This is a genomic window from Methylocaldum marinum (assembly GCF_003584645.1).
Lineage (GTDB): Bacteria > Pseudomonadota > Gammaproteobacteria > Methylococcales > Methylococcaceae > Methylocaldum > Methylocaldum marinum.
Map to the genome: position 1 here is coordinate 719,027 of NZ_AP017928.1, position 13,983 is coordinate 733,009.

Sequence of the window (13,983 nt, forward strand, 5' to 3'; positions counted from 1 at the left end):
TCTCAGCGCTTCATCATGTCGAAAAATTCGGCGTTGGTCTTGGTGTCCTTCAGTTTGCCCAGCAGGAATTCGCTGGCCGCCATTTCATCCATGGGTTGCAGAATTTTCCGCAGTATCCAGCATTTTTGCAGCTCGTCCGCCGGGACGATGTATTCTTCGCGGCGGGTGCCGGACCGGTTGATGTTGATGGCCGGATATATGCGCTTCTCGGCGATTTTCCGCTCCAGGTGCAATTCCATGTTGCCGGTGCCCTTGAATTCTTCGTAAATCACTTCATCCATGCGGGACCCGGTATCGACCAGCGCGGTGGCGATGATCGTCAGGCTGCCGCCTTCCTCGATATTTCGGGCGGCGCCGAAAAATCGCTTGGGTCGCTCGAGGGCGTTGGCGTCCACGCCACCGGTCAATACCTTGCCGGAGGATGGGATCACCGTATTGTAAGCACGGGCAAGACGGGTAATGGAGTCGAGCAGAATGATAACGTCACGCTTATGTTCGACCAGGCGCTTGGCTTTCTCCAGGACCATTTCCGCCACTTGCACGTGGCGCGCCGGCGGTTCGTCAAAGGTGCTGGAAACCACTTCGCCCTTGACGCTACGCTGCATCTCGGTGACTTCTTCCGGCCGTTCGTCGATCAGCAGAACGATCAGGTAGCATTCGGGGTTCTTTTCAGCTACCGAATGCGCGATGTTCTGGAGAATCATGGTCTTGCCCGCTTTCGGCGGCGACACGATCAAACCGCGCTGGCCTTTGCCGATAGGAGCGACCAGGTCGATCACCCGAGCGGTCAGATCTTCCGTGGTTCCGTTTCCGATTTCGAGTTGCAGGCGTTCGACCGGAAACAGGGGCGTGAGGTTAGAGAATAAGATCTTGTGCTTGGCGTTTTCCGGCGGCTCGTAGTTGATCTGCTCCACCTTGAGCATGGCGAAATAACGTTCGTTGTCCTTGGGTGGGCGAATTTTTCCGGAAATCGTATCGCCGGTCCGCAAGCTGAATCTACGAATCTGGCTGGGCGAAACATAAATGTCGTCGGGTCCCGCCAAAAAAGAACTATCGGCCGACCTCAGAAAGCCGAACCCGTCGCTCAGGATTTCGAGTACGCCGTCGCCGTAGATGTCTTCTCCGCTTTTGGCCTGTTTCTTCAGAATGGAGAAGATCAAATCCTGCTTGCGCGTTCGGGCGACGCCTTCGATGTCGAGTGATTCAGCAATTTCAATAAGTTCGGAAACGGGTTTGCGTTTAAGATCGGTCAGATTCATAGACGTAAGTGAAGAGCAGAAAAAATCTTTAAGGATTGCGCTCGCATGAGAGACGAGCTCGGAGAGAACGGCCGGAACTGGCCCGGTTAAGAGGACGACGTATAGATTTTCGCCAAAATTAGCACAGGTATGCGGGACCGTCTAGTCAGAAGCGGCCCGCGCATGCCGGATACTCAAATATTGGCGTCAATGAATGCGGCCAGCTGAGACTTGGCCAAGGCTCCCACCTTGGTAGCTTCGACACCGCCGTCCTTGAACAGCATCAGCGTTGGAATTCCGCGTACGCCATACCGTTGCGGAGTCGCAGGGTTTTCGTCGATATTGAGTTTGGCGATGGCCAGCTTCCCTTCGTAATCCCCGGCGATTTCCTCCAGGATTGGAGCGATCATCTTGCAGGGACCGCACCACTCGGCCCAAAAATCGACCAGAACGGGGCTGCCCGCGTTGAGGACCTTATCCTCGAACTCGGCATCGGTAACATGAAATATGCGTTCGCTCACAATGGACTCCTCACGATCTCAACGGGGAAACTTGAAAGGACTGGGGCGCCAACGGCCCGCGCGAATGGAAATGATGCAGCGGTCCCTTGCATACATTCATTTCAGCCTAAAAGGAGAACAATTTCAAGTCCTGCGAATTCCTACGTACATCGCCGTCTGTACACTCAAGACGCGGCGTCTTAACCCGCGGGTGAATGTCCGCCGGACCGCCGGTTTCGTGAGTGCGGCGCCGCAGTCGATTTCAGCCCGAAGGCATCAGCTCGCGAAAGTCATGAATGGCGTCGAACTCGACGATAGTCTTCGGAGGTTGCCGACTATCCGGCCTTTTCATGGCAACCAGATGGCGGATCCCGAACTGCCGGGCAGCGCGCAAAACAGCCGGGCTGTCGTCTACCAACAGCGTCCGTTCCGGCGAAAAAGGCTCAATGGCACTGAGTTCCCGCCAAAACGGGGCTGCTTCCTTAGGAAAACCAAGCGCATGCGAGGAGACGATCTCATCAAAAAACGCGTTAAGGCAGGTGCGCTCCATTTTCAGTCCCAGGCTTTTCGGGTGGGCGTTGGTTACCAGAACCAGGCGCCTTTCGGCTTTGCGCACGGCATCCAGGAACTCGGTCACATGCGGCAATACCGCTATCAGCCCGGCGATTTCCGCCTTCAACTCGGCGATGTTCAGGCCCAATCGATCGCTCCAGTAATCCAGGCAATACCATTCGAGCCGACCTTCGGTTTCCTTGAAACGGGGCATCAATTCCGCCTTGGCTTCGACCAGCGAAAGACCGTGCCGTTCGGCGTAACGTAGCGGTACGAATTCACGCCAAAAATGGTTATCGAAATTCAGGTCCAACAGCGTACCGTCCATGTCGAGAAACACGCTGCTAATGTTTCGCCAATCGATCATGGTTTAATATTCGTTCGATTACTTCGACTTTAAAATTGATTTTTTCCTGAACATATCCAGTGAGTAGCTGCGGATTCCAATCCATGCCCATCAGAAAAGAACCATCCCACTTCCTAGAATCCGTAGTCGCACTTGCCAGGGAGGCGGGGCGCCGTATCCTCGAGATTTACGGATCGGATTTCCGGGTCGCTGTCAAAGATGACAGTTCACCGCTCACGGCGGCCGACCTCGCCTCCCACCATTGCCTGGTCGAAGGCCTCACCGCTTTGCGTCCGGCCTATCCGATCATTTCGGAAGAATCCAAAACGCTGCCTTTCGAGGAGCGGCGCGGGTGGGAGACCTTCTGGCTGATCGATCCGTTGGACGGCACCAAGGAGTTTATCAAACGAAACGGGGAATTTACCGTCAACGTGGCGTTGATTCACCGTCATCAGCCGGTACTCGGCGTCGTATACGCACCGGAGAAAGAGCTCTGCTACTTTGCATCCGAAGCATGCGGTGCTTTCAAGCAGACCGGCGATTTGCCCCCGCGGAGCATCGAAGTCACACAAAGTGCGCACTATCCGCTCCGGGTGGTCGGCAGCCGTTCTCACCAGACTGAGGATCTGGCCGTTTTCCTGAGCCGGTTGGGCGAGTATGAGCTCATGTCGATCGGCAGTTCATTAAAACTCTGCCGGGTCGCGGAAGGGGTGGCGGATCTCTATCCCCGTATCGGCCTGACCTCGGAATGGGACACGGCGGCGGCGCATTGCATCGTCAAGGAAGCCGGCGGCGAGGTGACCGACTTGCGCGGACAGCCATTGCGCTACAACACCAAGCCATCGCTGCTCAATCCATATTTTCTCGTGTTTGGCGACAAATCCAGGGATTGGTCCCGATATGCGGACGGCATAGAGGGCTGATGCGTACTCCGCTCGGCCGGATGCCGATACCATTGCCGGCGCTAACAAAAACTCCTCGGTACATCACCGTTCAGTTAATGTTACTGAGATAGCCTTTCATGCGGCGGATGAGATCACCGGCCTGGTGCGGGCCAATGCTGATCGATGGCCGCCGTTTCCGCTCGATGTTCCACTTCGGAAGACGCCGAGCTGCCATCAGGCGGTGTGATGCCGGCGATGCTTCCATCTTCATAATTCCCGGCGAGACCAGCTAGCCGACGCCGGCAGCGACATTATTTTTTGTGATCTCAGCAGCAGCATCGACTGAATCGACGACTTCGTTAAGCCGCAGGGAGCGGCCGGCCGATCGGCAATGCTTTGAGCTTCGGCACCGGGATCGGGCCATCCGACCTCCATCTGAGCTTGGGCTCGTTGGCGATCCATTTGCCGGACGGCGGCGCGATCCATATCGAGGGCTTCAACGCCGGCGACCCGTTCCCTATCAAATTCCCTTTCTGAGAAGCTGATCACAGTTCCCAATTCAGATTTATGGCTATTTTTGAACCCACCTGCATTCCTTGCGTGGCAAAGGGATTGATGCGCCACCCACAAGTCGATCGTACTCTATCGCATCGCCTACCTCTGGCCTGGTGTAAAAATACGCGTTCAACCTTGCCATCGCATCCCCGCAGATGCTGCTCTTAGATGACAGGCAAAGCAAGCGGTTGATAGAGGTAGCTGGATCGAAGGATAGGATTGTTCCCGGACTGTTCCTCGAGAGAGCTGAAATTTCACCTCGGCTTGATTTTATTTACCCTGAGTAAAGCGGACCTGTGAATCAGTATGAGGTTGTTCGTCAATCGAGCATGTGAAAAACCCATCCGCCAGAATGCGTGGTCGCTATTCCATTCTATGCGAGCTTCAGCCGTTCTGTTCAGCCTGCTTGCGGTCACTGTTAGCCATACCGCGAGTGCGGCAGGTTATGTGATCAAGCAAGGCAAAGGCTATGCGATTTGCGAAGCCTTCAAGAAGCGCCTCGACAAACTGGGGTCGTTGAAGGAACCTTTTTGGATACCTGACATGGACTATAAGCGCATCATTTGGGAAATCCCTGGCATCAAGGAAGCGGCTTGGCGAGACTTGGACGTAGATGCCCACATGGACCTGTTCGAGACGTTGATTCGTTACGACATGCTGTCGTTTCGAGAGAAGATGTCCCTACGCATGACACAACGATCTTCTTGGAATCCCGGCGCTGAGGCCGAGGAAAAGCGTCCGCTTGCCGAGATCACTAAGCCCTTCATTATTCCGACGCGGGACGAAGTTAAGGCCGGTAAGGCAAAACTTCAGGTATTGCGTGCCAATATCCAACTGGTCGACGAGGCGCCCGAAACCCTTGCTAGGATTTGGTGGAAACGCGGCCCTGGGAAATATGAATACGGCGTAATCATGTATCTGGTCACCGATGATCTGAAGAGTATCAATGTGGCGAAAGAGAAGATTGCCCATTACGGCAGCGGAGGCGATGTAGTGGTGTACGGTGGCAAGCATTACATAGTGGATTGGGAGGGGAGAGCACTTATCGCCCGAGATTTCGGCAGCGGACTAGTACCATTTTGTGCAATTGAATTTGACTGGATCACCCGACGCAAGGAGATGAAAAAATGACGACGAACTGGCATGGCGCAGCAAACTTTCCGCAACAACTGCTCGACTTCCTGACCAAGGTGGAAGGCAAGCACTATGAGGCAAGGGACGTGGGGGATGGGAAAGTCACGATCGGTTCCGGTTTCAATATCAGTGAGCCAAGTGTGAGGGATAAGGTATTCATTACGTTAGGCATTACAGACAGGAGAGATGTGTCTAAACTTGCCACTGCTGCTGCCAGAACCGCCGAGGCGGCTTACATCAAGGAGTTGGATGACGCCATCAACAGCCACAACATCGCCACCCTAGACGGCATCATGGCGCAGCGGGCGGTCGATACACAGCTAGACGGAGTTGGAAACGTGCCTAACCGCCGCGCCGACTTCCGCTTCCATTCCGACGCGGAAATTATCGACACCCTCAATGCCTTGTTGCCTGATTATGACCGGCGTTTGTGGGACTGGCTGCCAGCCCTGCAAAGTTACGCCAGTTTCCAGAACTCGCTCGAACACATCGCGTTGCTGAGTCTGAGCTTCAATACGAAGAGCGGTTCCACATCACTTTTGGGCCCAGGATTACGCAATGCAATCGAAATGGGCAACCGCGCCGAAGCTTGGTTTGAAATTCGCTATGGCTCGAATTCCGCCAATCAACCGGACAATATCCGCGACGGCGTCGCCAAGCGCCGCTACTACGAAGCTGAAATTTTCGGCCTGTACGATAACCCCAACAATGTCAGCGTAGCCGAAGCCAAACAGGTGTTGCAAATGTACACCCGGCATCGTGATGCGATAGCCGATTATGAAGCCCGTTTCGGGGTTGGGCTGGATGGTCAGGTTGGGGCTGTCAACAACATTGACCGGGCTAACAACGACTATGGACTTTCGGTATTCGACGGTGTGGATACCCTCGCCCAAGCCTTGAAGCCGGCCCGTGACCTGTTCGTCTACAACTATGTCACGGCTAAGGGGTACACCACGGACATCAACGGCGAGGTGCTGGTCGGGGATTACTGGTTCGACTTGCGCGACCGACTGAACGCCCGCGATCTGGTTTCACAAGCCTACCAACCCGGCCACGACCTGCTCGTGGGGGGGCAGGGCAACGACGACCTCAAGGGCGGCAGAGGCGATGACGTGCTCTATGGAGAAGCCGGCAACGACACGCTAGAAGGCGGCAAGGGCGACGACATCCTGGTTGGCGGCGAGGGCTTCGACACCTACGTCCATCAAAGCGGCGACGGCAGCGACCGGATCGTCGAAACACGTGAGGCCGACGGCACGTTCCATGGCCTGATCCGCATCGAAAGCACGGTTTCCCACCAGCTCGCCACCGGTTACTTCAAACCGGTTGACGATCAGCCGGACACATATACCTCGGCGGACGGGCTGACCCTGATCCGCGGCGCCACCTGGCGGCTGCAAACGCCGGACGGCGCTTCCATCGAGCTGGGAGCGGATTTCCAATCGGGCGATCTGGGCATCCGCTTGGGTGCCGCGCCGCCTACGACCAGCACTCCGCTTAGCGGCGGCGAAACCGGCAACTATCTCAGCAGCACATCGACCAGCTCAGTACGAGTCGATGGCCTGGACGGCAAAGATATGATCTGGGGTTCGACCGAAGCCGACGTTCTGAACGGCGGCGAGGGGAACGACTGGATCGTGGGTGACGGCGGCGCGGACCATGTCGACGGCGGGTTGGGCAATGATTACATCACCGGCTTCGGCGACGGCAGTTTCGTCGACGCCGGCGGCGGGGACGACATCGTCTCCGCGATCGGTGCCGAGTTCATGGTCATCGGCCAGCCGAACTCGGCGATCACGGCGGACGCCTTTTGGACCGATGTCAGCCAGCACTGGAACAGCGGGCACAGCGCCCCCTATTTGCATGGAAATGGGAACGTCACCGTGGACTACTACGGCGGGATTCGTCCCGGGGAAACCTACTTCGGCGAATCGGTGCTCGGCGGAGGCTGGACCTACGAGTTCACCATCACGTCGAGCAATGTCTTCAACGTCAAATACATGCATCCTACCCTCGCACCGATCGGCATCGCGCCGGCAACCTCTTGGCAACATTCCATGGCGAGTATGCCCGCCCATACCGGGGGGTGGCCCTGTGGGGCGGAGACGGAGACGATTTGCTGATCGGCCATGGTGCGAAGGACGACCTGGTGGGCGGCAAGCAGAACGACATATTGCTGGGCAATGGCGGAGACGACGACCTCAAGGGAGGCGTGGGTGAGGACATCCTGGTCGGGGGAGCCGGAATCGATGTGCTGGACGGCGGTTCCGAGAACGATCAGTTGTTCGGCGAAGCCGGGGGCGACGTCATTTTCGGCGGCGGCGGAAACGATGATATTTGGGCGGGCCCGCTATCCGCGCTCGCCGGAGCGGACGGCGACGACTACGTCGACGGCGGCGCGGGTGACGACTATATCGAGGGCGGGGAAGGCAACGACACCCTGCTGGGCGATGCAGACAACGACACGCTGTTCGCCGGTGCGGGCTCGGACGTCCTGGCAGGCGGAACCGGGGTGGATTATCTCGACGGTGGCGCGGAACAGGATGTTTTGCACGCCGACGACGGCGCCGACGTCCTGGTCGGCGGTATCGGCGACGACACGCTCGAGGGCGGGGCCGGGCGCGATACCTATGTCTACAACCTGGGCGACGGCATCGACCGCATCGACGATTACGCCGAGCCAGGGGCGAACGGCCTGCCGATCGGCAACATCTTGAGCTTCGGCGCCGGGATCGGGCCATCCGACCTCCGTCTGGGTTTGGGTTTGGGCTCGTTGGCGATCCATTTGCCGGACGGCGGCGCGATCCATATCGAGGGCTTCAACGCCGACGACCCAGGGGCGAATCCGGTGATCGACACGTTCGAGTTCGCCGACGGCACAACCCTTTCTTACCACCAACTCATCGAACGCGGTTTCGATATCGTCGGCACAGTTCAGCATCCTCAGTTGCGCGAGAAGGCCGATAAAAAGCCACGGCATTGGCGCACAATATTGTCATCGTCGCTGTAAGCCAAAACGGACAAAAAAATCCGCTATGGCTGACAGAAAAATCAGTCAATGTCTCATTGTAGAGACAGTACCTTGCTAGCAGACTTGCGCAAGCGAATCGACAGAATCATTCGGTACCGTTCTGGTGTCAGGTCCCGCGTGAAGATAAACCCTCTTGCGAAGGAGATGGGGATGGGACGTTTGCCAGTTTTTGAGAGCCTGAATCGGGGTGAGATGGCCCAAGGCCCGTTGGGGAATATGGCGATTAGACAGGGCGACATAGCGGTGCAACGTGGTTTCCAGGTCGGCCGTGGTGTCGAAGTAATGGGTTTGCAACACCTCCTCGATGCGGCCATTGAAGCGTTCTACCATGCCATTCGTTTGGGGCCGACGCGGCGGAATCAGGCGATGTTCGATGGCCTGTTGATGGCCTGTTCGGCACAGAGTCGGTCAAACTCATGCGTTCCGGAGGGCTGGCGAGTCCGGGTGAGGAAACGGTCGGTGAACTCTGAGCCGTTGTCGGTGAGGCATTTCTGGATGCGGAAAGGCGCGGCCTGAATCACTTCTTTGAGGAAGGCCTTGGCGCTTAAGGCGGAGCGGTTGGGCTTGAGGGCGACATAGACCCAGCGGGTGGCACGGTCGATGGCGACGAACAGGTACCGGCGAGGTTCGCCCTCAATGGCCGGCAAGTACTTGACATCCACGTGAAGGAAGCCGGGCTCGTAGGCCTTGAAAGGCTTGTATTTAGTCTTCTCCACAGGAGGGAGCAGGGCTTTGAGAGACGCGACCCCATGACGGCGCAGGCAGCGGTTCAACCCGGACCGGGAGACGTCGGGATTGAAAAATTCCCGGGTGACGGCCAGGAGATCATCCAAGGGGAGGAGCAGGGATTGGCGGAGATAGACCACGATGGCTTCCTGGGCGGGCGTGAGTGTGGTCTTGAGGGTGTGAGGCCGGTGTGAGGCATCTTCGACCGAGGAGCGGTGTTTCCACTTACGGATGGTTGTCCGGCTGACGCCGTACTTTTGGGCCAAGGCGCGTTCGCTCAACGTGGACTCTTGAATGGCCTGTCGCACGGCCGGTGTGGTACGGGCATTTTTATGAAGACGAATCTGCATGGAAAGGAACCTCACTTGGACGGACCGAAGATCTCCTGGAGAAGGCTCCGGGCTTCGAACAGAGCATAACTCCTTCTCGGTAAATAATCACACGGAACGCGACACTTTTTTTTAATCCAAATTAACTCAAGAGGAATTATTTCGTGACTATTGGATCGTCTGTGTTAATTCCGATCTATTTTTGAGTTGAAAAAATGTTTGATGCCGTAATTTCATTTTTAATTGACTTTTTATTTTATTGGATTGGAGTTGCAACACTGAGGCTCATTAGTTTTGGAAAATACCGTCGAAAAGACTCTGGGGCACCTCGAAAAACCTCCTTGGTCTGCGCGCGCCCGGTAAAATAGGACCTGTAGCCAATCAGTGTGTTGAGTCCCAGACATGACCAAACCGAAGATGCCAAAGTCTCCGAAGAGCGCGATCAAACCCGATCTGTTTGCGGCCGATTTGCGCAAGCAGAAGATCGACCGGATGGGCGATCCGCTGGTGGCCTTCGAGACCCACATCGACTTTGCGGCGCTTGCCGCGGACGTGGATCAGGCGGCGCCCCGACCGGTCAGCCCGCAAGGCGGTCGTCCGCCGTTTCCCACCGAAACGATGGTGCGCATCCTGTTTCTCAAGCGGGTCAACAATCTCTCGGACGAGCAGATGGAATACCAGTTGCTTGATCGGATGAGTTACCAGCGCTTCTGCGGGCTGATGGACTCGGCCAGCATCCCGGACCGCACCACGATGTGGACCTTCGAGAACCGCATCGGCGAGGTCGGCGCCCAGGCGCTGTTCGACGGCATCGAGCGGCAGTTGCTCAAGCATGGCTACATCGCCCGCGGGGGGCATATCATCGACGCCACCCTGGTGCCTGCGCCAAAGCAGCACTTCAGCAAGGACGATAAGGAGATGCTGAAGGAAGGCGCGATGCCGGCGGACTGGAGCCCGGCCAAGCGGCGGCAAAAAGACCTGGACGCCACCTGGACCAAGAAGCACGGCAAGAGCCACCACGGCTACAAGCTCTCCATCAACGTGGACAAGCGCTACAAGGTTATCCGCAAGATCGAGACCGGCACCGCCGCTACTCATGACAGCCAGCACTTTGAGGCGGTGTTGAACACTAGCAACACCAGCCGGGACGTCTATGCCGACAAGGGCTATCCGAGTGCGGAACGGGAAGCCCAGCTCCAGGAAGCGGGTTATCGCAACCACATCCAGCGCAAGGGCCAGCGCAACCATCCGCTGTCCGAACGGCAGAAACAACGTAATCAACGCATCGCCCGGGTCCGAGCACGGGTCGAGCATCCCTTCGCCGCCATCGCACAAATGGGCGGCAAGTTTATTCGCACCATCGGCCAGGCGAGGGCGAACTTTGCCATGACGATGATGGCGGCCAGCTATAACCTGAAGCGGCTGGTTTACCTGAAACAGGCGGGTGTCGTGGCCTTTTGAGGCCCACCCTCGCCCGAAAGGCCCCCAACGCGGGCGATTCGGGGAAAATGAAAAGTGAAATGGCGACAAGAGCGTGAGGGAGTCGGCTCGTGTGCCCGCCCGGTCAAAAAATTAGAGCCGGGTTTTCATCAAAATTCAGGGTTTTTCGAGGTGCCCTCTGATAATCCATATTTCATTGCTCTTCTTGGATTGCTATCTGTTATTTTAGTCATGTTTGTTTTAGTCCTAATTATCCGTAAGCTTTAGATATAAAAGCAAAGGAGTGACTGTGAGTGCATAATGAGATTAAAAAACTGCGCGAGTTTCATAATTATATTAGAGTTGTACCTGATGCCAATGCATGGTATTGATAGCCCAATTGTTTCTCAAACAAATCCGAATATAAAAACCTTCCGTGATCTACGACAAATTTAGCAAAATAACCGATGACCGCATCGTGGCATCGTTGATTGGAATGCCCAAGGCGAAGTTCACAGCCCTCGTCAAAGTATTCGAGTCGGCCGCTCTCGCCATCGATCGAGAGCGTGTCGAAAAGGGCGAAATAAAACACGTCAAACAGGGCGGCCCTAAGGGTTATCTTGATTCTTACGAGAAAAAGCTGTTTTTCGTTTTGTACTATTTGAAAACCTATCCCACTTTTGACGTTCTGGGCTTTCATTTCGGTTTTAGTGGCGGACATGCCCATGCCCACATCGACCGGTTGCTGCCGGTTTTAGTGCGAGCGTTGACAAGCCTCAACGTCATGCCGGAGCGCACGCTAACAACCCCAGAAGAATTCTCTCAACTCATTGATCAATATAAGAACATAGCGATCGATGGCGTGGAGGTCGCTTGCGTTCGACCCCAAGATGAAACTGAACAGGAAAAGCATTACAGCGGAAAAAAAAAGACATACGCTCAAATCCCTCGTAATCTCCGACTTTAACAGGCTGTTGATTTTCTCGGCCCCGGAAGCCGCATGAATTCGTTGGATGGATCGCATAAAATAGGCATAACCGATTGTTTGTCATGGCAAAATGATATCATTTCAAGATACTTTGGACTCTTTCATGCGCGGCGCCGACATCACCCAGCAAGAACTCTTCAGCTACCGAACCTTGGAAGACCGGATTCCCAAGGATCATCCCCTTCGGAAGCTCCGGGCCGTGGTCGACATTCTGCTGACCACGCTGGACTCGGAATTTGATGCCCTCTATGCCCGGACCGGCCGGGAATCGATTCCGCCGGAGCGGCTGCTGCGCGCCAGTCTCATCCAAGTCTTGTTCTCTGTCCGCTCCGAGCGGCAGTTGGTCCAGCAGATCGAATTCAATCTTTTGTACCGCTGGTTTGTCGGGCTGACCCTGGATGCCGAGGTCTGGGACCACTCCACCTTCAGCGCCAACCGGGATCGGTTGCTGAACGAGCGGATTTCCCGGCTGTTTTTCGAGCGGGTCGTGTTGCTGGCGGAATGGCAGGACCTTTTGTCGGACGAGCATTTCTCGGTGGACGGCACGCTGATCCAGGCGTGGGCCTCCATGAAGAGCTTTGTGAAAAAGGATGGCAGCTCGCCTCCGCCGGAGGACGGCGGCCGGAATCCGTCCGTCGATTTCAAGGGCGAAAAGCGCTCCAACGCGACCCACGCCTCGACCACTGATCCGGAGGCTCGCCTTTACAAGAAAAGCGAAGGGGATAAAGCTCAACTGTGCTTCATGGGCCATGCCCTGATGGAAAACCGGACCGGCCTGGTCGTGGATGTCGAGGTGACTCACGCCACCGGCACGGCGGAACGGGACGCGGCCAAGATCATGATCGGTCGCACCGTCACGAAGCCCGGCGCGACGGTCGGGGCGGACAAGGCTTACGACGTGCCGGAGTTCGTGCAAGCTCTCCGGGAGCAGCGGGTCACGCCGCATGTCGCCCGGAAGGAAAAAGGCTCCGCCATCGATGGCCGCACCACCCGACACGCCGGCTACCGGACCAGCCTGAAGAGGCGCAAGCGGGTGGAAGAAATCTTCGGGTGGTCGAAGACCGTGGGCGGGTTACGCCAGACCCGGTTCCGGGGTTTGAAGAAGGTGGCGGCCCAGACCGTGTTCACTTTCGCCGCCTACAACCTGACCCGGTTGGGTGGGCTGTTCGGCTGGCGATGGTCGACGGCCTAGGCGGGCGTCTGCCCAAAATTCGCCGAAAGGCGGCAAGAACCCCCAAGCGGGGGGATGAAAACCGGCTAGAACCGGGATTTCAGAGCTAAAAGGACCTTCAGCACTAAAAATTAAGCCGCCGATAAGGGGTAAAGCCGAAGGCATGGAGGCGAATTTCAACAGCCTGTTAATCGAAGGATATTGTTTTTGTGTTGCATTGTGGCAGGCAGCGTACATGACTACACACTCATGAAAGACGTCTTCACGCCGGATTCAGCGTGGTTCGAGAAGGTCAATTTATGGCTTGACTTAGGATTTCTGGGCGCGGACAAAGATTATCAAAGTACCCAAATATATCTACCCCACAAGAAACCTAGAAAATCCAAGAAAAACCCTAATCCGACATTGACGCCTGAGCAGAAGAAACAGAACAGAAAACAAGCCGCCACGCGGGTCATCGTTGAGCATGCCATCGGTGGCATGAAGTTCTTCCACTGCATGATGCATCGGATTAGAAATCATCTGGATCACTTCGTGGATTATTTCTTCTCACTTTCCGCCGGGCTTTGGAACTACAAAATCTGTTGATTTACAATTGTTTAGCATCTGAAACAACTCTAATATTTATGAGGCAAATGGGTTTTATCCTTCTGTTAATTGCTGGGTGGATTTATATTATTATAGCGATGGCGGCGGTTGATGAGTTTCTGGAGTCGAAGCGTCGGCTTCCTAAGTTGTCCGAGTTCTTCTATTATCTTAACGCGTTAGGCGGCAAAGAGCGTAGGCGGAGTTGGCGCGCGATCCTGATTACCGCGCATATATTATTTGGTTTATCAGCTTTGTTATTTTATCTTTATTATGCCAGCAATCCTGAATCCGATCTGGTTGGCTTTAGATTACATCGGAAAGATTTGCCAAAGATATTAATAGTATTTTGCCTTATTGTTGAGTATGTAGTCTACTTAATCAAGAGAAAGTCTGAGTTAGACTACCATGGAATGCAAGAGATTGTTCCGCGTAATCTATATAAGACCATAAGCATACCATACCGATATATACACAGCAGAAGACTTCGGACGGCTGTGATAATGGCTGATATTTTTCTAATGA

12 protein-coding genes and 1 pseudogene are annotated in these 13,983 nt (G+C 55.5%); 8 read left to right on the top strand and 5 right to left on the bottom strand.

All coding sequences use genetic code 11. The features are described from left to right. Positions 1-2: 2 nt before the first annotated feature. From rho to yrfG, 3 genes are all read right to left on the bottom strand, one after another. Positions 3-1,259 (bottom strand): transcription termination factor Rho, encoded by a 1,257-nt coding sequence (gene rho, locus sS8_RS03155; RefSeq protein ID WP_119628385.1) that lies wholly within the window; start codon positions 1,257-1,259, stop codon positions 3-5. 173 nt (positions 1,260-1,432) lie between these two features. Beyond that, positions 1,433-1,759 (bottom strand): thioredoxin TrxA, encoded by a 327-nt coding sequence (gene trxA / locus sS8_RS03160; protein WP_119628386.1) that lies wholly within the window; start codon positions 1,757-1,759, stop codon positions 1,433-1,435. 241 nt (positions 1,760-2,000) lie between these two features. Continuing rightward, on the bottom strand, positions 2,001-2,657 hold the full coding sequence (gene yrfG / locus sS8_RS03165) for a GMP/IMP nucleotidase (protein ID WP_119628387.1): 657 nt from the start codon (positions 2,655-2,657) through the stop codon (positions 2,001-2,003). Positions 2,658-2,740: 83 nt separating this feature from the next. On the opposite strand from yrfG, the gene cysQ reads away from it, so the two are divergent. Beyond that, the gene (gene cysQ / locus sS8_RS03170) at positions 2,741-3,559 is read left to right on the top strand and encodes a 3'(2'),5'-bisphosphate nucleotidase CysQ (RefSeq protein ID WP_119628388.1); all 819 of its coding nucleotides are present in this window, start codon (positions 2,741-2,743) and stop codon (positions 3,557-3,559) included. Positions 3,560-3,787: 228 nt separating this feature from the next. Here the strand turns inward: cysQ and sS8_RS03175 are convergent, their stop codons facing one another. Continuing rightward, positions 3,788-4,144, bottom strand: coding sequence for a hypothetical protein (locus sS8_RS03175; RefSeq protein ID WP_145986395.1), 357 nt, complete (start codon positions 4,142-4,144; stop codon positions 3,788-3,790). Between the two features lie 237 nt (positions 4,145-4,381). Here sS8_RS03175 and sS8_RS03180 point away from each other — a divergent pair, with 237 nt between their 5' ends. Genes sS8_RS03180 through sS8_RS03190 form a run of 3 tightly spaced genes read left to right on the top strand, consistent with a single transcriptional unit; the run spans position 4,382 to position 8,219 of the window. Further along, positions 4,382-5,206 (top strand): hypothetical protein, encoded by an 825-nt coding sequence (locus sS8_RS03180; RefSeq protein ID WP_119628390.1) that lies wholly within the window; start codon positions 4,382-4,384, stop codon positions 5,204-5,206. Beyond that, positions 5,203-7,332: a calcium-binding protein gene (locus tag sS8_RS03185; RefSeq protein ID WP_119628391.1), complete on the top strand. Its 2,130-nt coding sequence runs from the start codon at positions 5,203-5,205 to the stop codon at positions 7,330-7,332. Before sS8_RS03180 ends, sS8_RS03185 begins: the two co-directional genes overlap by 4 nt. Continuing rightward, a complete protein-coding gene (locus sS8_RS03190; RefSeq protein WP_170160924.1) occupies positions 7,254-8,219 on the top strand; it encodes a calcium-binding protein in 966 nt (321 codons plus the stop codon). The genes sS8_RS03185 and sS8_RS03190 overlap by 79 nt, the downstream gene beginning before the upstream one ends. 75 nt (positions 8,220-8,294) lie before the next feature. On the opposite strand, the pseudogene sS8_RS03195 reads toward sS8_RS03190, so the two are convergent. Beyond that, positions 8,295-9,316: pseudogene (locus sS8_RS03195) on the bottom strand (IS481 family transposase). Positions 9,317-9,712: 396 nt separating this feature from the next. On the opposite strand from sS8_RS03195, the gene sS8_RS03200 reads away from it, so the two are divergent. The 4 genes from sS8_RS03200 (at position 9,713) to sS8_RS03215 (ending at position 13,461) form a co-directional block, all read left to right on the top strand. Then, positions 9,713-10,756 (top strand): IS5 family transposase, encoded by a 1,044-nt coding sequence (locus tag sS8_RS03200; protein WP_119632595.1) that lies wholly within the window; start codon positions 9,713-9,715, stop codon positions 10,754-10,756. Positions 10,757-11,150: 394 nt separating this feature from the next. Beyond that, the gene (locus sS8_RS03205; protein ID WP_119628393.1) at positions 11,151-11,681 is read left to right on the top strand and encodes a helix-turn-helix domain-containing protein; all 531 of its coding nucleotides are present in this window, start codon (positions 11,151-11,153) and stop codon (positions 11,679-11,681) included. 124 nt (positions 11,682-11,805) lie between these two features. Next, positions 11,806-12,894: an IS5 family transposase gene (locus tag sS8_RS03210; RefSeq protein ID WP_119628055.1), complete on the top strand. Its 1,089-nt coding sequence runs from the start codon at positions 11,806-11,808 to the stop codon at positions 12,892-12,894. Between the two features lie 180 nt (positions 12,895-13,074). Further along, entirely contained in the window at positions 13,075-13,461 is a 387-nt protein-coding gene (locus tag sS8_RS03215) for a transposase family protein (RefSeq protein WP_269461488.1), read from the top strand. Positions 13,462-13,983 lie beyond the last annotated feature (522 nt).